Source organism: Candidatus Tisiphia endosymbiont of Oplodontha viridula (assembly GCF_964264865.1).
Classification (GTDB): Bacteria; Pseudomonadota; Alphaproteobacteria; order Rickettsiales; family Rickettsiaceae; genus Tisiphia.
This window is the reverse complement of the sequence record NZ_OZ183486.1, coordinates 317,669-336,073: the sequence shown is the minus strand read 5'-3', so window position 1 is coordinate 336,073 and position 18,405 is coordinate 317,669. Positions and strand designations below refer to the sequence as shown.

At 36.0% G+C, this 18,405-nt stretch carries 23 protein-coding genes and 1 pseudogene; 21 read left to right on the top strand and 3 right to left on the bottom strand.

Annotated features, from left to right (window positions below):
- Position 1 precedes the first annotated feature (1 nt).
- A complete protein-coding gene (locus tag ACFEL1_RS01715) occupies positions 2–538 on the top strand; it encodes a hypothetical protein (protein WP_375331256.1) in 537 nt (178 codons plus the stop codon).
- Positions 539–540: 2 nt separating this feature from the next.
- On the top strand, positions 541–1,137 hold the full coding sequence (locus ACFEL1_RS01710; RefSeq protein WP_375331255.1) for a hypothetical protein: 597 nt from the start codon (positions 541–543) through the stop codon (positions 1,135–1,137).
- Positions 1,138–1,540: 403 nt separating this feature from the next.
- Here the strand turns inward: ACFEL1_RS01710 and ACFEL1_RS01705 are convergent, their stop codons facing one another.
- On the bottom strand, positions 1,541–2,602 hold the full coding sequence (locus ACFEL1_RS01705; RefSeq protein WP_375330705.1) for an IS110 family transposase: 1,062 nt from the start codon (positions 2,600–2,602) through the stop codon (positions 1,541–1,543).
- A 145-nt stretch (positions 2,603–2,747) separates the two neighbouring features.
- Positions 2,748–2,909, bottom strand: a complete 162-nt coding sequence (locus ACFEL1_RS01700) for a hypothetical protein (protein WP_341761540.1) — start codon at positions 2,907–2,909, stop codon at positions 2,748–2,750.
- An 86-nt stretch (positions 2,910–2,995) separates the two neighbouring features.
- On the opposite strand from ACFEL1_RS01700, the gene ACFEL1_RS01695 reads away from it, so the two are divergent.
- The 10 genes from ACFEL1_RS01695 (at position 2,996) to ACFEL1_RS01650 (ending at position 11,390) form a co-directional block, all read left to right on the top strand.
- Positions 2,996–3,124, top strand: coding sequence for a hypothetical protein (locus ACFEL1_RS01695; RefSeq protein WP_375331254.1), 129 nt, complete (start codon positions 2,996–2,998; stop codon positions 3,122–3,124).
- An 8-nt stretch (positions 3,125–3,132) separates the two neighbouring features.
- Positions 3,133–4,182 carry a hypothetical protein gene (locus ACFEL1_RS01690; protein ID WP_375331253.1) on the top strand — a complete coding sequence of 350 codons (1,050 nt, stop codon included), beginning with the start codon at positions 3,133–3,135 and terminating at the stop codon, positions 4,180–4,182.
- A 29-nt stretch (positions 4,183–4,211) separates the two neighbouring features.
- A complete protein-coding gene (locus ACFEL1_RS01685) occupies positions 4,212–5,372 on the top strand; it encodes an AAA family ATPase (protein WP_375331252.1) in 1,161 nt (386 codons plus the stop codon).
- A 769-nt stretch (positions 5,373–6,141) separates the two neighbouring features.
- Positions 6,142–6,630, top strand: a complete 489-nt coding sequence (locus ACFEL1_RS01680; RefSeq protein ID WP_375331251.1) for a DUF6456 domain-containing protein — start codon at positions 6,142–6,144, stop codon at positions 6,628–6,630.
- Positions 6,631–7,025: 395 nt separating this feature from the next.
- Entirely contained in the window at positions 7,026–7,469 is a 444-nt protein-coding gene (locus ACFEL1_RS01675) for a hypothetical protein (protein ID WP_375331250.1), read from the top strand.
- 20 nt (positions 7,470–7,489) lie between these two features.
- On the top strand, positions 7,490–8,074 hold the full coding sequence (locus ACFEL1_RS01670; RefSeq protein WP_375331249.1) for a hypothetical protein: 585 nt from the start codon (positions 7,490–7,492) through the stop codon (positions 8,072–8,074).
- A gap of 314 nt (positions 8,075–8,388) precedes the next feature.
- Positions 8,389–8,625, top strand: a complete 237-nt coding sequence (locus ACFEL1_RS01665; protein ID WP_341760854.1) for a type II toxin-antitoxin system prevent-host-death family antitoxin — start codon at positions 8,389–8,391, stop codon at positions 8,623–8,625.
- Entirely contained in the window at positions 8,625–9,002 is a 378-nt protein-coding gene (locus ACFEL1_RS01660) for a type II toxin-antitoxin system VapC family toxin (protein WP_341760855.1), read from the top strand. The genes ACFEL1_RS01665 and ACFEL1_RS01660 overlap by 1 nt, the downstream gene beginning before the upstream one ends.
- 42 nt (positions 9,003–9,044) lie before the next feature.
- Positions 9,045–9,509 (top strand): hypothetical protein, encoded by a 465-nt coding sequence (locus tag ACFEL1_RS01655; RefSeq protein ID WP_375331248.1) that lies wholly within the window; start codon positions 9,045–9,047, stop codon positions 9,507–9,509.
- A gap of 33 nt (positions 9,510–9,542) precedes the next feature.
- Positions 9,543–11,390, top strand: a complete 1,848-nt coding sequence (locus ACFEL1_RS01650; protein ID WP_375331247.1) for a phage terminase large subunit family protein — start codon at positions 9,543–9,545, stop codon at positions 11,388–11,390.
- 17 nt (positions 11,391–11,407) lie between these two features.
- On the opposite strand, the gene ACFEL1_RS01645 is transcribed toward ACFEL1_RS01650, so the two are convergent.
- Positions 11,408–11,899 (bottom strand): hypothetical protein, encoded by a 492-nt coding sequence (locus ACFEL1_RS01645; protein WP_341763221.1) that lies wholly within the window; start codon positions 11,897–11,899, stop codon positions 11,408–11,410.
- A 347-nt stretch (positions 11,900–12,246) separates the two neighbouring features.
- On the opposite strand from ACFEL1_RS01645, the gene ACFEL1_RS01640 reads away from it, so the two are divergent.
- From ACFEL1_RS01640 to ACFEL1_RS01600, 9 genes and pseudogenes are all read left to right on the top strand, one after another.
- Entirely contained in the window at positions 12,247–12,795 is a 549-nt protein-coding gene (locus ACFEL1_RS01640; RefSeq protein ID WP_375331246.1) for a hypothetical protein, read from the top strand.
- Positions 12,792–14,258 (top strand): annotated as a pseudogene (locus ACFEL1_RS01635) (phage portal protein). Before ACFEL1_RS01640 ends, ACFEL1_RS01635 begins: the two are co-directional and overlap by 4 nt.
- Complete coding sequence (locus tag ACFEL1_RS01630) at positions 14,248–15,495, top strand: HK97 family phage prohead protease (protein WP_375331245.1); 1,248 nt, start codon at positions 14,248–14,250, stop codon at positions 15,493–15,495. The pseudogene ACFEL1_RS01635 and the gene ACFEL1_RS01630 overlap by 11 nt, the downstream one beginning before the upstream one ends.
- Before the next feature lie 84 nt (positions 15,496–15,579).
- Positions 15,580–16,065, top strand: a complete 486-nt coding sequence (locus tag ACFEL1_RS01625; RefSeq protein WP_375330797.1) for a helix-turn-helix domain-containing protein — start codon at positions 15,580–15,582, stop codon at positions 16,063–16,065.
- Between the two features lie 20 nt (positions 16,066–16,085).
- On the top strand, positions 16,086–16,583 hold the full coding sequence (locus ACFEL1_RS01620) for an IS630 family transposase (protein ID WP_375330791.1): 498 nt from the start codon (positions 16,086–16,088) through the stop codon (positions 16,581–16,583).
- An 8-nt stretch (positions 16,584–16,591) separates the two neighbouring features.
- On the top strand, positions 16,592–17,218 hold the full coding sequence (locus ACFEL1_RS01615; RefSeq protein ID WP_410521695.1) for a phage major capsid protein: 627 nt from the start codon (positions 16,592–16,594) through the stop codon (positions 17,216–17,218).
- Positions 17,219–17,239: 21 nt separating this feature from the next.
- On the top strand, positions 17,240–17,548 hold the full coding sequence (locus tag ACFEL1_RS01610) for a hypothetical protein (protein WP_342278603.1): 309 nt from the start codon (positions 17,240–17,242) through the stop codon (positions 17,546–17,548).
- A gap of 1 nt (position 17,549) precedes the next feature.
- On the top strand, positions 17,550–17,993 hold the full coding sequence (locus ACFEL1_RS01605) for a hypothetical protein (RefSeq protein WP_375331243.1): 444 nt from the start codon (positions 17,550–17,552) through the stop codon (positions 17,991–17,993).
- A 21-nt stretch (positions 17,994–18,014) separates the two neighbouring features.
- A complete protein-coding gene (locus tag ACFEL1_RS01600) occupies positions 18,015–18,404 on the top strand; it encodes a phage tail tube protein (RefSeq protein WP_342278605.1) in 390 nt (129 codons plus the stop codon).
- Position 18,405 lies beyond the last annotated feature (1 nt).

Here is an 18,405-nt window from a genome sequence, read left to right as displayed (position 1 = left end):
TATGAGCTTTTACGATTTTAATAATATTGAACAGTTTAATTTTGAACTAATCCCAGCTGGGACTATAGCTAAGGTTGCTTTACGAATTAAGATGGGCGGTTATGATGACCTAGAACAAGGTTGGACTTCGGGTTATGCTACTCAGAATTTAGCAAGTGGGGCTGTTTACCTGAACTGTGCATTTACAATTTTACAAGGGAAATTAGATGAAAAATATATAGGTTACAAAATATGGCAGCTAATTGGTCTTTACAGTGAGAAGAATAATAATCGTTGGGGTGCTATGGGTCGCAGTTTTATCCGCTCTATCTTAAATTCAGCTAAGGGGTTTAGTGATAAGGATAATTATGAAGCTGCACAAACTGCTAGAAAAATTGACAGTTTTGCTGACCTTAATGGACTGGAGTTTGTGGTTAAAATAGATGTTGAACAAGATCAGGAGGGTAATAATAGAAACGTGATCAAATGTGCCATTGGTCTAGAGCATAAGGATTATGCTGCTGTAATGGGTCTTAGTAATATACCAAGTTGGGGCTGATGATGCTGGATTTTAATAGGCCAATCAATACAACTGTTAATAGTAGCATTAATGAGCAGTTGAATCTATTGCTGAACCAAGCCTTAACATTAGAAAGAAAAACGTTGGCAAAACGTAAGTATTTAGGTGCTTCTAGCCTTGGTCATCCTTGTAGTAGAGCGTTGCAGTATGAATATCTAAGTGCTGGGAATAATGCAGCTTCAGGCTTTAGCGGTCAAACACTTCGCATCTTTGAAGCTGGGCATTTGTTTGAAGAACTAGCGGCAAGATGGCTACGTCTAGCTGGATTTGAGCTGATTACTGTTGATGACAACGGTAATCAATTTGGTTTTATGGCAGCTGATACTCGAATAGCTGGGCATATCGATGGGATTATTAAAACTGCTCCTAGCGGAATCAATATTACCTGTCCTGCCTTATGGGAAGCAAAATCAATGAACAATAGAGCGTGGAAGGAAACTGTAAAAAAAGGGTTAACCTTGTCTAAGCCGCTCTATGCTGCTCAGATTGCTTTGTACCAAGCTTATATGACAGAGACTATTCCTAGTATTTCAAAGAATCCATGCTTGTTTACAGCTGTTAACTCATCTTCGAGATAAATATGAGCAGAAATTATGCTATAGAACGTGAGTATTATGCGACGAGTGGAGTGTAGAATTAAATTCTCGTTACTGACTACATGTATGGACCTCCTGTAAAATGCAAGAAAAAAATAACATCTAATAGCAAAAATGCAAATGCATACATGTATCCGGCTTATAGTTAATAAATTATGTGTAATTTATCCTACAGCCCTGATGGAATTCGCTGGCTTACAAACTATATACTTATCATTTTATCGGCTTCAAAGAGCCATTGTAGTCATCAGTTTCTTTGTAAGCTAAGGTTTGTCTTATTTACCATCAATATTATTATCTCACGCATATTCCGGGTTGGAATCTCTTACATATTCTTTGTTTACCTATTAATTAATAAACCACTATTTATTTTATTTTATGTTAATTATAATAGCTCTGTGCTACAAACTTTACTCTCTACATAATCATCCCCTGACCTTAGTACTGCAAACACCACTCTTGCCAGTTTATTAGCTACAGCAACTACTGTTTTATTATGTCCATTTCGCTCAGATAAATTAAACATCCACTGCGTAAATTTGCTAAAATCTTTTTTAGATTTTTGTTCTTCCGATGTAAATCTTATCTTGGCATTTAGTACAGCTCTAGCTCCTTGGATCAATAGAGTACGCAAGTAAACATCACCTCGCTTGCTAATTCCAAGCAACTTATCTTTCCCTCCACTGGAATGCTGCCTTGGCACTAATCCAAACCATGCCGATAATTGCCTACCATTCTCAAAACTTGTAGCATTACCTATTGATGCTATTAAAGCAGTAGCAGTAATTAAACCAAGACCAGGTATAGCTGTTAATCGTTGATATTGAGTTAAGTTGCTAGCTATTATTTTTAATCTTTTTTCTATCTCTTTTATTTTTTTGTCATTATCCAAAAATTCCTCTTTCAGTTCACTAAATGTTTGGTAACCTAGCTGACTCAAATTTCCTTCATCTAAAATCTCAGTTAATTTTGTTACAACCTTATTGATCCCTTGAGGAATAATAAAACCAAATTCATGTAATAATCCTCTAATTTCATTCGCAAGTGCCGTACGGTTTTTTACCAATCTCTCTCTTACCCGATGAATTGACAAAATATCTTGTTGTTCTACAGTTTTAATTGGTACAAACCTCATATTTGGTCTTGTTACTGCTTCACATATAGCTTCAGCGTCAGCTTGATCGTTTTTATTAGTTTTAACATACGGTTTGACAAATTGTGGAGCCATTAGTTTTACTATATGCCCCAATTTAGTTATTTCTCTTGCCCAGTAACTAGCTCCGCCGCAAGCTTCCATCCCTACCAAACATTTTGGTAAATTAGCCATAAATGTTAAAACTTGATCTCTCATTAATTTTTTCTTTAATACCGTCTTACCATTTTTATCTACACCATGAATTTGGAAAATTCTTTTTGCAATATCTATACCAATTGTGGTAACTTCCATCTTAGCCTCCTGATTGTTATTTTAATATTTAATATTAACTTTAGAAGATTAGCAACTGCTTTTCATTCTGTATATCAGGAGGTCCATACCATTATTTTTTCACCTGTGGAATTTTATAATAAAGAAATACTGATAAAAGTGTACTTTAATGACAAGAGTTTTTATTTGAAACAAAACAATGGTAATACACATAAGAAGCATTATGTTGACTAATTTTTAGTATGTCAAGTAGAAAAGTGATGTTTACATGACTACAAACTTCATGCCAAAACCACTGCGAACCTGATTCTTTAGACGTTTCAAGCACTTTTTCGTCTCGAAGATGAGTGTTAACAAAGATAATGCAGAAATTTACCACGAATTGATACCATTTGACGGGGAACTTCCCAAAAAATGAGTGATAAGGCAGTAAATATTATCAAGGCTATAGAAGCTGATGAATTACTGCCAAGGGCTTTTACCAGCAAGGATTATTTCGAGTGTAAAATGTGCCATTACCAAGATAAATGTTGGGGTTCATAAAGAGAACTATGGTTCAACCATCAAGAGATTATATAAAAACTTACTTTTATGTAGTATTCGGCTATTTAGAAGGTTTTATACCATTGAGGTCTTTTGCTGAAAAAGGCAATAACAACAGCCGACCACCAAGTAACACGTGGATAAAGGCTGATGATGAGGTGGTAGAGCATGCTGCTAATTTTGTAAAGTTAGCTAATCAACGAAGCTCTGCTTTTTATGTTGTCCCCGGCACTGTTGCCAAAGTTGGAGTAGCTGGTAGTATTGATGTCATCCAAATGCAAGTACTGCTTATTGATATTGATGAAGGCGACACTGAACGTAAACTAACTGATTTAACTGCAGCTTTAGGTGAGCCAACGATGGTTGTTGAATCTGGAGGTATTACTGATTCAGGTCATGCCAAGCTACATATTTACTGGCAATTAACTAGGGCAGTAACAGGTGATGATTTGCAAAAGCTTCTAAAACTTAGATACCAAATTGCCCTATTTTTCGGTGGTGATACTCACTTTAAGTCAGCTCATCAACCAATTAGGGTCGCTGGTTCAATCTATCATAAAGGGGGTAAGCATCATCTAGTTAAGATTAGGTCGTATAATCCAGTAGAATATGAAATAGAAGAGCTAATAACACGTGCTAACTATTTTCCTACATTAAATAATAATATTGCTGTTAACGCTTTAAAACCATCAAATAATAATACATTGCCTTTTAATAGTTTACTAACCAATAAAGTCCATGAAGGAGGTAATGGTGAGCATACTAGGTTTAACCATTTAAGTCGGGTAATTGGCTATTGGCTACGACGTTGTCATGATGGGCTAATTAGCAAGGATGAGGCTATTGAGGAAATTCATAGCTATAACCTATCTAATGTAATTCCTTCTTGGTCTCTCGAAAAAATCAAACAGACGGTTAATGGTCTTTGGAAGTTGCATTTGCAAAAATACGGCGAACCGAAAAAGGTAAACTGTAAAGAAAATAGCAAATTGCCTATAATTAAAAGCTTTTCATTTGAGTCTCTTTTGGGGACAAAAGTAGCCTACCTGAAGACCTAATTGCCCCACGTATTTTAACATTAGGTGGCATGCTTGTGTTTGGTGGTTCACCTAAAGTTGGAAAAAGCGACTTTTTATTGTCACTACTCGTGCATATGGCAGCTGGTCGGGAATTTATTGGCTTTGTACCACCAAGACCACTGAGGATTTTTTATTTTCAGGCAGAAATTGGTTATCATTATTTGCGTGAGCGACTGCAAAATATGCAATTATCAGAAGAAGTAATTAATCTAGCTAAAGATAATTTATACATTACTCCAAATTCAAAGTTGAGTTTGGATAAAAAAACGATAGAGGCACTGGCTGAACACATTAAGCAGGTATTTTCCGATAAACTAGACATTATCGCAATTGATCCTATTCGTAATGTTTTTGATGGTGGCAGAAATGGAGCTACTGAAAATGACAATGATGCGATGTTATTTTTTCTGCAAAAGAGGATTGAGTTATTAAGAGACCAAGTAAATCTAGATGCTGGTATTATACTAGTGCATCACACTAAAAAAATCACTAAAACTCAGTTTGATGATGATCCATTTCAAACCTTTAGCGGTGCTAGTAGTTTGCGTGGTTATTACACCGCTGGTGCTTTGCTGTATAAGCCTGATCTTGAAAGCAACGACCGCCACCTAATCTTTGAGTTACGTAATGGTAAGGAGATACCAACTAAAAGCATTTGTAAGAAAAATGGACGATGGGTAGAAGAATCTATTGCAAATAATAAAAGAATAGCATTTAAAAAAAGTGGTTTGTTATTTGATAGAGAACGACAGAGAAGGGTTATGGTGATCCTCAATTTGCTTGAGTCTGAAGCTATCAAAGGCAAGTTTTATTTAATGAAGCAATTTGGTGAAAAGTTTCGTAATACTAATGATTTAGGAAATAAAAGAGCTATTTGTGATGATTGTTCTGCAGCTGCTACTAAAGGACTTATTAAGTTTTTTGATAATCCAAAAGATTATGGATTAAAAATTGTCAAAGAAGGGAAAGCAAATTTTGGTTTTATGTGTACTGAAGGGATGAAAATGTATTTAGGTGAATATATAGATGCCAACACTGGTGAAATATCAAGAAACTATAAAGCGATACTACCCACACATTATAAACGTGACGGTGATGGTAAAAAAGATGAGGTACTTAATCCTAAAATTTGGCACATAGATTTAGAAGAAAGCATGAGGATTAAATGAAGAAAAAATACGGAACAAACAATTGCTAGAAAAAACAAAAGTGTAGCAAAGATGCAGCAAAAAAGTACTGCTTTTTTGGACTGCTCGTAAAGCCTTATATTGCAAGGCTTTCAGGGGATATTAAAAGTGCAGTAAAAACGTGCTGCTCTTTTGGAAATACTGCAAAACTTTTTAAAAGACTGGTTTGTAGAGAATTTTAAAAGTGCAGCAAAGATGCAGAAATTTCAAGACGCAGCAAAAAATACTGCTCTTTTGGATTACCTGTAAATCCTTATACTACAAGGCTTTCATGGGATGTTAAAAGTGCAGTAAAGATGCAGTAAAAACGCACTGCTTTTTTGGAATATCTGCAAAACTTTTTAGAAGACTGGCTTATATAGAATTTTAAAAGTGTAGCAAAGATGCAGAAATTTAAAGATACAACAAAAAAGTACGGCTCTTTTTGACTACCTGTAAACCCTTATATTACAAGGCTTTCAGGGGATATTAAAAGTGCAGTAAAGAAGCACTGCTCTTTTTGATTACCCGCAAACCCTTTTAGAAACTGGGATACAAGGCAAGCCAAAAAAGCAGTATGCTTTTAAATAAAAATGCGTTTTTGGACTACCCGCAAGACCTTATACTGCAAGGCTTTCAAGGTAGGTCAAAAAAGCAGGATTTTGTATATATATAAATATATATAGCAGACTTATAAAAAGTCTGCCGTAGATATATATTTTTGCTTCTGCTGGCAAAGTGGATCTGCAATAATTTTTACAAGGTAACAAACATGAAACATCATAAAACTGAAAGAACAGAATTAAACAAATTCGACAAAAGACCAATAGCTAGATTTTATCGTTGTTGGCTGGAGGATGAGGCAAATGGAGTAGCAGAAGGTAAGAGGCATGGGATCAACCATGAGCAGTTTAGGGCAGCTGATCGCCTAGCTTGTAATTTCCAAAGGGCAATCATGGTTGGTGGTAGAGGTATAATCCAAATTGAAGCAAACAAAGACTTTAGCAAAATGCTGGGATTTGAGAGGCAAGTACAGGCGACTCGAGTTCATCAACGAATATTTGTTAAGCTTGGTAGGAAGTCACAGGAGATAGTTGAGCATTTTTGCTTACTGGAGATGCCGTTGCGGCAATTTGAGCTAAAGCAAATGCCACAGTGGCCTAAAGGTGCAGGCAGCACTAGATTACGTGAGGCACTAGATGATTTGATTGAAGCTTATCGGCAAGAGGGGCTAAAGAATTCTAGCAAAAGTGTAACTTAAAGTAACATTTTTTGCCTTGAAAGCAGTATATCTCTAAGGGTGAGTAGTAATTTATAGTAACTTTTAATTAAAAACTATTGCAATCTAGTAAACCTTAGAGTATAATAAAAGGCAATAATGGGATAGTAGGTTTGGTAGCTTGGTGTAAGGACAAAAAGAGGAATAAATGGCAGTAACAAGATAAGAGGAAACAAAAAAGATGGCAAGAATTTTGGTAAAATGTAACTTAAAGTAAAATTTTTTGCCTTGAAAGCAGCATAACTCTAGGGGTGAGTAGTAACTTATAATAACTTTTAATTAAAAACTATTGCAAGTTAGTAAACCTTAGGGTATAATAAAAGGCAATAATGGGATAGTAGGTTTGGTAATTTGGCGTAAGGGGAAAAGAGGAATAAATGGCAGTAACGAGAGAAGAAAAAACCAATAGCAAACTGCAGCAATTGTTAGCACCAGTAGCAATTAATGCAGATAAACTTGATGTAGAGGCGGTGGATGTATCAGGTTTTGAAAGTGGTATTTTTACGGTAATGGTAGGAGCGGCTAACGTGAATCCGAATGATGACAGGCATGTACAAATCAGGTTGCAACATTCAAACGACAATGTTAACTTTACTGATTGTCTTGATACAGAGATTATAGGAGCTGTGCTTGGGGAAAATACTGGCACTTTTGCTTACCTTAAAACTAGACCTGATGATACTACTGCTTTTATGGCAGGTTATATTGGTGATAAAAGGTTTGTAAGACCAGCAATTAAAGTAACAGGTGACCTTGGAGAGGGGGTTTTAATGGGTGTTGCTGCAATATTGCACGGTTCTAAATATCGTCCAGTAGCTTAAAAATTAGAAAGGTTGCAGTTATGAGTTTTACTATTGATGTGAGAAGTGATATAAACAAGATAGCCCGTTATATGGATAATATCGAGAAGAAACAGCTACCATTTGCAGTTAACTTGACTTTGAACAAAATAGCATTGCTTGTGCAAGAACAAATCTGCAAAAGAGTACCAATTATATTCAATAACAGCAAAAAATGGTGGGACAAACACCAAAGAACTGGTATCAAGGTGGCATTTGCTAGTAAATATGCCTTAATATCTGCTGTGTACACTAAGGCTCATTTTGCCTACATTCAGGAAGAAGGTGGAATTAAAGTGCCATATCGTGGCAGTATGATTGCTGTACCAACCAGTAATGTACCAAAAAAGCAAAGAAGTTCAAAAGCTTTGAGAGATCAACAGGGGAATAGAAGTATATTTAAACTTGGCAAATCTATTTATCGTAGAGTTAGTAGTCAAAGATTGGAAAGGTTATATGGTCTAACCCATGAAGCTAAAGTTAACCCAAGGTTTGGGTTTAAGGCTACAGCAGTTAATACTTTTAATAGCCGCTTTGATAAGGTGTTTACGACTTCTTTTAACTTTGCCTTAGACACAGCAAAATAAAGGAGGCAGAAGCAATTTAACAAATAGTATGGAAAAAACGAAACGAAACAAGGTACTTTCTAGGCTTGTCGAACCTGGGTGACTGACCACCCCGACCCTTGCCTAGCGATAAAAATTTTTGGTATATTTCGTTTCTTTTAATTTAACAAAAGCTCTGTAACCCTTTAAATATAAGACTCTTACATTTAATGAGCTGTAGAAAAAAACGAAATTAAGTATAAACTTGTAAGCCATATATCTATTTTTAAACATTGTCTATACATATAATAAAATTTAGTTTAATCTTAATTTTTAAGAAGAATTAGAGAAAAGGAATGCAAATAGCAAGTATACATGAAGCGAAAATTCATTTTTCTGACTTAATTAAAAAAGTTCAAGAAGGAGAAGAAGTAATTATTTGCAAAGCAGGCAGACCAACAGTTAAAATAATAAAATATAATGCTTTATCAATTCCACGTAAAGCCGGAGTGTGGAAAGGAAAAATAAAAATTGCTAAAGATTTTGATCAATTGCCACAAAACTTATTGGCAAGTTTTATGGGGAAAGAGTAGTGAGTTATTTACTTGATACTCATACTTTATTGTGGTGGTTAGAAGACAACCCAACCTTAACAGTAGAATCTAGAAAAATTATTAGTAACCCTAATAACCTAATTTTTGTCAGTTCAGTAAATAGTTGGGAAATTACTATTAAAAAAGCTCTTGGCAAACTAGAAGCTCCCAATAACCTTGAACAAGTAATATTAGAGAGCGGTTTTGATCCTTTGCCTATAAATATCAATCATACAATTTTTGTAGAAAAGTTAGAAAATTATCATGATGACCCTTTTGATAGACTCCTTATATCTCAGGCTATTATAGAAGGTTTAACTATAATTACTAGAGATAATAAAATAACTCAATATTCAGTTCCTATTATTATTGCATAAGTATGATTTTAAGAATTGTTATTTTGAAATAAACTAAGTTTAATGAATAACCATAAAGTATCAGACATTGCCAAAGCTTTGCAATTAAGTGAACGTAGAGTGCAACAATTGGTTAAGGAAGCTATACTACCTACCCCAGTAGCTGGTAAGTATGATTTAGCTGACTGCATAAAGTCTTATGCACGATATCTTGAGTCAAGACCAGTTGGCAAAAATACCTCTGATAATTTAAACGCCCAAAAACTACGCTTACTCAAGGCTCAAGCTGATAAAGCAGAATTAGAAGTACAGATACTGGAAGGCAAATACTTAGCTAGCAGTGAGGTGGAACTTCATTGGTCTAATTTGATCATTGCCTTTAGAGCTAGGATGCTAAGTCTTCCAAACAATATAGCTCGGCAAATAATAGTACTTGATAATGATTTTGCGGCCATTGTGCATTGCTTAGAGACGGAGATACATAAGGCACTTTTGGAACTTAGCAATTATGGGACTGTTGTGAACTGATTCAAAAAATCTTCATCTTACAACAATCCCATTATGCCAACAAGCCAAATAATTTGGAGTCAGATTACCAAGAAAATAGCCAAACTAGTAGCACCACCACCAAAGTTAAGCGTAAGCCAGTGGGCGGATAATTATCGTAAGCTGTCAAGTGAGTCCTCGGCTGAGCCGGGCAGCTGGCATACTAGTAAAACGCCATATCAACGCGAAATCATGGATGCAGTAAATGATCCAAAGATAGAGATGATCGTAGTAATGTCATCAGCACAAGTTGGTAAAACTGAAGTGATCAATAATATTGTTGGCTATCATATTCATCAAGACCCAGCACCAATGCTAATAGTGCAACCTACTGAAAAGCTGGCAGAAAGCTGGTCAACGGATCGTTTAACTCCTATGCTGCGTGATAGTGAGGTATTTAAGAACTTAGTCAAAGAACCAAAAAGTAGAGATTCCGGCAATAAGATTTTATACAAGCGTTTTCCGGGTGGACACATTACCATGGCTGGTAGTAATTCACCCTCTTCACTGGCAAGCAGGCCAGTCAGGATTGTGCTATGTGATGAGGTAGATCGTTATCCTGCTAGTAGTGGTTCAGAAGGAGACCCAGTTAATTTAGCCAAAAAAAGAGCTACAACTTTTTGGAATAGAAAAATTATTTTAACTTCCACCCCAACTATCAAATATTTTAGCAGAATAGAACTAGCTTATCTGCAAAGCGATCAAAGACGTTATTATGTTCCATGTAAATTATGCGGTGAGTACCAAACCTTAAAATGGTCTCAAGTACGATGGCCTAAAGACAAACCTGAAGAAGCACATTATGTTTGTGAGGTAAATGGCTGCATTCTGCACGATAATGATAAAATGTCGATGTTGCAGCGTGGCAAGTGGATATCTGAAGCTAAAGGAGAAAGTAACAATATTGCTGGTTTTCATCTAAGCGAGATATATTCGCCTTGGGTAACTTGGTCTAGAATGACGGCAGAATTCCTGAAAGCTAAAATGATGCCTGAAACCTTAAAGACTTGGGTTAATACTAGTCTTGGTGAAACTTGGGAGGAAGGAGGGGACAAGGTAGATGAAACTTCACTATTATCGAGAAAAGAAAATTGGGGCAATGTTGTACCTAGCGGGGTTGTTATTATTACTGCTGGCGTGGACGTACAAAATGATCGACTTGAAGTGGAAATAGTTGGTTGGGGTGTAAAAGAAGAAAGCTGGTCGCTTGATTATAGAGTAATCTATGGTGATCCTGCTAGGAGTGAGATATGGGACGATCTTGATAACATCCTAGAGCAGAACATTAAACACCAAAGTGGCATTAACCTTAGGATTGCCTCAGTTTGTGTTGATTCAGGCGGTCATCACACCCAAGCAGTTTATGCATACTGTAAGAAAAGACAGTTACGTAGGATATTTGCCATAAAGGGTTCATCAATAGCAGGTAAAGCCTTGGTTAGCAGACCATCGATTGCCAATAGAATGCGGGTTAAGTTGTTTTCTATTGGCACTGATACAGCCAAAGAAATGATCTACAGCCGGTTAAAGATTACTGAACTAGGACCGGGATATTGTCATTTCCCAATAAATTATGACGCGGAATATTTTAAACAGCTAACGGCAGAGAAAATCGTTACTTATTATAATAAAGGCTTTCCAACTCGCAAATGGGAGAAGCCAGCTGGTAAACGTAATGAGGCACTTGATTGTAGGGTTTATGCCTTAGCAGCCTTGTACATACTAAACCCAAATTTAGAACTTTTAGCAAATAAAATGCTTGAACAAACAGCAAAAGTAGAAGTTAAAGAAGCTGAGGAAAAGCTGAGTTTAAACTTTATCAAGCCAATCAGAAAAACAACTAGCTTTGTCAAAAATTGGTAATTTTAAATCCTGAAATATTATGCATTGCCGCCTTTATGTAATTCTTCATCATCGAAATCTATTGTTGCTTTAGCAGCATGCATTATAACGTTAAAATATGAGAAGCAGAATTTTAATAAATAATGCTCAGTTATTATGTTAGTTGCTAAAAAATTATCAAATTTATCTTTTTCAGTATTGGCAGTATGCAATATATTTTCTTGAATATAAAGCCTATTAATCAGCTTAGCTTCTAATAAAGTAGTAATTACCACCCAAGTTACGAAATAACAAATATTACCAAATATACTGTCATCGATGATTAGATTGATAGGACTATTATAATTATTTTGTTTGCTTACTGTATAAATTAATTCGCGAAGTATGCTGTCATCGTATTTATTGGGTGCGTCGATAATTTTTATTATTGTAAAATTATTTTCCTTACAAAAATTGATCAAAGATTGCCTTATGAGTTCAAAACGGGCATGTGATGAATATAATAAGATAATGGCTTGTTGGTTGTTCATATGCGACCCCTTCTCTAATGTTTTAATAATTAAGAGTTTTGATCGCCAAAGATAAAATGATAAAAGAAAAAATTTATAGGTTATACATATCTTGGCGATCGGGGGGTAACAACACCGTCAGCAGACAGCACAATAGCTTTTAGGCTTGAGATTTACACCCCAAGCCCTGAACATAGCTATCATCACCCCGATCGTAATAATCGAGGAACATCATTTTTACGGGCTGATGTCTACCGCTGCTGAATGGAGGTTGTTACACTCCAAAATAACTTTGCAGTTATTTCACTCTTAGTTTTAAACTATAGTTAGCAAAAGTCAACAATAAGTTTTTTTAATTATATTTTACGGTGATTTCTGAACCAACATCATTTACTGCAGGTGACACTGTTGAGTGGCAACGATATTTAAACAAATATTCTGCTAATGAAGGATGGAATTTGTCTTACAGCTTTCGTAATTATACCACTGGTTTTAACGTTGCTGCTATTGCTGAAGCAGATTATTACCTTGTGTTGCTAGATTCTGAAACAACAGCTACTTATACAGCTGGTAATTATTGGTGGCAAGCGACGGTACATAAAGAGAATTTGCGTTATATGATTGCTAAAGGTAATTTAGAAATTAAACCTAATTTAGCACTACTTGCAACTTATGATGGTCGCCCGCATGTTAAGAAGGTTTTGGATGCTCTAGAAGCTACCATTGTTGGCAAGGCAAGCCGAGATCAATTGTCATATTCGATCAGCGGTCGTAGCCTGTCACGGTTAAGTCCAGCAGAATTACTAAAATGGCGTGATATTTACAAAGCTGAATATGCTAGGAATTTGCAAGAAGAAAGGATAAAGAATGGGCTTAGCTCAGGTAACCTGATTAAGGTTAGATTCAATAACCCATGAAGCTATTTGATTTCTTCAAAGGTAAATCGGTTATTAAGGAAAAGCGTAAATACGCAGCCGCTAGCATTAATCGCTTTACTAATGATTGGATTACTGGGAATCTATCAGCAGATGCAGAGTTATATAGAGACCTCAAAATACTACGCAGCCGATCACGAGAACTTTGTATAAATAACGATTATGCTCGGCGTTTTTTAAAAAGAACTTCTACTAATGTTATAGGTGCTAATGGCATACGGTTACAACTACGTGCCTCTAGTAATAGTGAAAATTTTCTGCAAGATAAAAATAATTATATCCTAGAACAATTTGATAATTGGAGCAAAAAAGGTATTTGTACGGTAGATGGCAGATTATCTTGGATAGATTGTCAAAAATTATTTCTAGAATCAGTGGCTCGTGATGGAGAGGTTATTATTCGTTTAGTCAAAGGCTTTGATAATGAGTTTGGTTTTGCTCTGCAGTTTATTGAAGCTGATCATTTGGACTAGGAGTTAAATGAAGCTCTACCGGATGGTGGATATATTCGCATGGGAATTGAATTTAATAAATGGAATAAACCTGTAGCCTATTATCTACTTACCTCCCATCCCGGTGAAATCTTTAAAAAATATGACAATAATAAGCAATACCAAAGAATTACTGCTAATGAGATTATTCATGGCTATATTTTAGAAAGACCTTCGCAAAGTAGAGGTGTGCCATGGATGCACAGTGCCATGTTACGTCTGCGGATGCTGGGAGCTTATGAAGAAGCAGAGCTGGTAGCAGCTAGAGTTGGTGCATCAAAAATGGGGTTTTTTATTTCTCAAGATGGTAGTGGTTATCTTGGTCAAGATGATAGTTTTGGTGGCAAGATAATGGAAGCTGATCCCGGGACATTTGAACAACTGCCTGCTGGTATGGATGTGCGGCTATTTGACCCTAATCATCCAACAAGCAGCTTTGCTGATTTTGAGAAGTCAATACTCCGGGGAATTGCTAGCGGATTGGATATTTCTTATGCGACCCTTGCCAATGATCTTGAGAATGTAAACTTTTCGTCAATTAGGCATGGTAGCCTAGAGGATCGTGATACTTGGCGTATGCTGCAAAATTGGGTGATAGAGCATTTTTGTAACTCGGTATTTGAGAACTGGTTATTAATGACCATTACTACTGGTCGAATTAAAATACCGCTATCGGAATTTGATCAATACAACAAACCAATATGGCGAGCTAGAGGATGGGCTTGGGTTGATCCACTTAAAGAAAGCCATGCCAATCAAATTGCAGTCGCTGAGAAAACTAAAACTAGGAGTCAAATAGCAGCAGATCAAGGTATGGATATAGATGAATTATTTCAGCAGATAGTATTTGAACAACAATTAGCTAAAAAATATGGCTTAGATTTAACATTAACAACTACCAACAAAGACAATGAACAGCAAACAATTAGCACTGAAGAATCTAATGACGATTAAATGTAAAAGTGAAATACTATACCGACACACGGTTTTAGATCATCTACTTAGAGAAGATCGCAGTTTTGAACTGTCTTTTTCAAGTGAAGAACCAGTAGAGAGATTTTTTGGTCTTGAGATACTTGACCACAAACCTGAAAGCGTCAAGCTAGATTGGTTAAATTCTGGTCACGCTCCCCTACTTCTTGACCATGACCCAACTAAGCAAATTGGTATTGTTGAAGCTGCTGAAATAACTAGTGATGGTAAAGCTAGGGGCAAAATAAGGTTTGGTAAAAGTACTTTAGCTGAAGCAGCTTACCAAGACGTGCTAGATGGCATTAAAAGTAATATATCAGTAGGCTATTGTTATTTACCAAATGGCATAATACTTGAGCAAGAGTCAAAAGGGGATAATCCTAACATTTATCGGATCAACAAATGGAAACCCCTAGAAGTATCATTAGTATCAATACCAGCTGATCATACAGTGGGTATTGGTCGAAACCAACTAGAAATAATTGCTAATAATATGATTAATATGAGGGAAAACATGCAAAATGAAGTAATAGAAAATAGTCAACCATCGATTACCGTTAATACCGAACAAATTACCAAAGACATTAGGCAGAATGAAGCTACTAGACTTAGTGAGATATTAACTATCGGTGATAAACATAATATGCACGATATGGCGATAGAATTTATTCGTGAGGGCAAAAGCATTGATGCTTTTAGGCAGAAGGTTCTCGAAACATTGAGTAATAATCCAATTATCAACACTACTTCACCAAAATCAGCTGTTATCGGAATGAGTACAAAGGAAGCAAGAAGCTTCTCTATTTTAAAAGCCATTAGAGCAACAGTGACAGGCAATTGGAGTGATGCTGAGCTGGAAAAAGAAGCATCAATGGCAGTTGCTAAAAAAATTAATCGAGAGCCTTCTAGCTTTTTTGTACCTCTTGATGTCAATTTAGAACAAATAGAGCAAAGAAGTTATGTAGGCAGAACGCTGGAAAAATTATCAAATGTTGCCGGTGGTTACTTAGTTAGTACCGATTACCTAAGCAACAATTTTATTGAACTGCTGCGTAACAAAATGCTTGTTAAGCAAATGGGAGCTAAAGTAATGAGTGGCTTGCATGGCGATGTAGCAATACCAAAACAAACTGGTGGAGCTACTACTTTTTGGGTATCAGAAGGGAGAAGTCCTGAGCATAGCGAGCAAGCCTTTGCCCAAGTAATACCAATTCCCTAATTTAAATTAGTATAAATAGTAGAAAAAAGATGAGATTATGTTATAATATTCCAAGTTTATGAATAAATTAAGGAAAGGAATATAATGGGATGTCATCAAAGATTAATAACAGAAGAGTTATACCAACGTGCTATTGAGCAGCTTGCAAGCATGAACCGAGATAATAGAGTTGCTATTAGACTTATGGCTATAATTGCTGCTAAAGAAAATGGTGTTGGTATAGTATGTAAGGTATTTAATATAACAACCAATACGCTTAGGAACTGGGTAAAAAGCTTTGCTCAAGGTAATGATAAAAGCCTTGAATATAAACAAGGTAGAGGACGAAAAAGTAAATTAACAAAAAATTGTTGTGAAGCAATAAATAAATGGTTACAAGACGATTGTAACATGACAATAAAAAATATCATCATAAAACTTAAAGAAAATTTGGAGATTGATGCTAGTAAATCGGCTGTACATAGAGTATTACAGAAACTTAAATTTGCATACATTACCCCAAGACCAGTGCATTACAAACAGAATAAAGAAACTCATGAAGGGTTTAAAAAAAACTTCAAGAAACAATAACAAATAACCCTAGCAGTTACTTGTATTTCTTTGATGAATCACGTTTTGGGACTCATTCTAAATTAGGTTATGGTTGGTTTCGTAAAGGTAGCAGAACTCAAGTTAAAGCCAAAATGGGCTTTCAAAATTTCTATGTTTATAGTGCGGTTAACCCAATCACAGGTGATGATTTTACTTTAATGATGCCAAATGTCAATACCGTTTGTTTAAATATATTTTTGGCAGAGATGTCTAAACAGATAGGAGAACAAAAAGCGATTATTGTTATGGATTGTGCTGGATGGCACAAAGCTAAAGAGCTAATTATTGCAACAAATATAGAAATTCTTTATTTACCCCCATATTCTCCTGAATTGAATCCGACAGAGAAATTGTGGCAATATTTAAAGTCTAATACTATAAAGAATAAAGTATATGACACAATCGAACAACTAGAAATAGTAGTATGTTCCTGCCTTAAAAATTTAAATGCCTCACTAATTAAATCGATTTGTTGTATGAATTATTTGCTAAATTAAATTAGGGAATTAGTATAACACTCTCACCTAAAAGCATTGCGGCATATACTGATTTTACCCGCAAATTAGTGCTACAATCTAGTCCTGATATAGAAAATCTAGTACGCAGTGATCTTGCTACCGTTATTGCTCTTGAAATTGATCGGGCTGCGATAAGTGGTAGGGGCATCGGGGCTGAGCCATTAGGTATTCTTAACACAACTGGCATTGGTAATGTTACTTTTGATGACGATAATCCAATAAGCTGGGGTAATATCGTAGACCTTGAAAGCCTAATTGCTGCAGGGAATGCTGATATTGGCACGCTTGGCTATTTATGCAATGCCAACATACGAGGAATTTTAAAGCAAACAGAAAAAGCTGAAGGAACTGCCCAATTTGTTTGGGAAAGTAGTAGTGAGCTAGGTTTTGGTTACCTTAACGGCTATAGAGTTGGAACAACCAACCAAATACCAGCTGATACTATATTATTTGGCAATTTTGCTGATCTAATTATTGGACAATGGGGAGTGCTGGATGTATTAGTAGACCCTTACACTTTAGGAACTAGCGGTGGCATTAGAATAAGAGTCATGCAAGATGTAGACATTGCAGTTAGACACGCTGAGAGTTTTGCAGTGCTAACTAGACAATAATTAATATTATAGTAACATAAAATGGCATTTCAAGAAGATTTTGCTGAGTTTTTAGATACAGAACAAGGGTTTGCAGTAGAGGCAACAGTAACGCCAAAAGATGGACTAGCTTACCAACTCAAAGGGATATTTGTTAGCAACTACTACCCTATAGATATTGGAACAAGTGGCTTTGTCGGATTCAATCCAAGCTTTGAATGCTGTGAAGAAGAGGCAAGAAAAATCAATGATGGAGATATACTAACTATCCGGCAAACAAAGTACAAAATTGTTGAAATCAAACTAGATGATACTGGTTGGGTAGTGCTGGGATTAGAGCGACAAAGCTGATATGCTGCATGCTAGAACCAGCATAAGGCAAACTTTTGTGGATATCCTTAAAGGAAAAACGGCAGCAAAAGATAAAGTTTACGATAGTCGTTTATATAGCATGAATGACAGCAGTTTGCCGGGGATTATCATATTTTCTAGCCAAGAAGAAATAGTAACCAGCACTATCAGTCCACCAAGATGTCAGAACAGGACGGCACGAATAACGGTAGAATGTTATGCCAAGGCTACTACTTCGGTTAATATCATAGTTGATAATATGACAGCTGAAGTGGAAAGTTTAGTGTTAAATAATCCTGAACTAAAGAAGCTTTGCAAAGATTGCCGTTTGGAATCAACCGATATTAGCCTAAATTCAGATGGCGATCAACCAGTAGCAGTAGCAAGCCTAGTATTTGCAGTAAGCTACCAAACTAAAGAGACTTCACCGAATATAATAATATAAATCCAATAATGAGAAACCAATATGTCAACACATGCAGGATCAGAAGGAATAGTTAGAATTGGTACAACACAGGTAGCCGAAGTTAAATCATGGTCGCTGGAAGAGGTATGCGATACGGTAGATGCCAGCACTATTGGCACTGAGTGGCGTAAGTCTCAGGCTACTATTAAGAGTTGGTCAGGTTCGATAGAGGCCTTTTGGGATGAAGCTGATACTGAAGGTCAAGGAAAGCTTACCATTGGAGTGAGTGTACAGCTAAGTCTTTACCCAAAAGGCGAAAATGAAGAAAAGATATATTTTACGGGCATAGCAATTGTTACTGGCATTTCTCGGCAAGCTTCTTTTGATGGGTTAGTTGAAAGTTCCTTTACCTTTCAGGGCAATGGTAAATTATTAGAAGTAAAACAGTAAA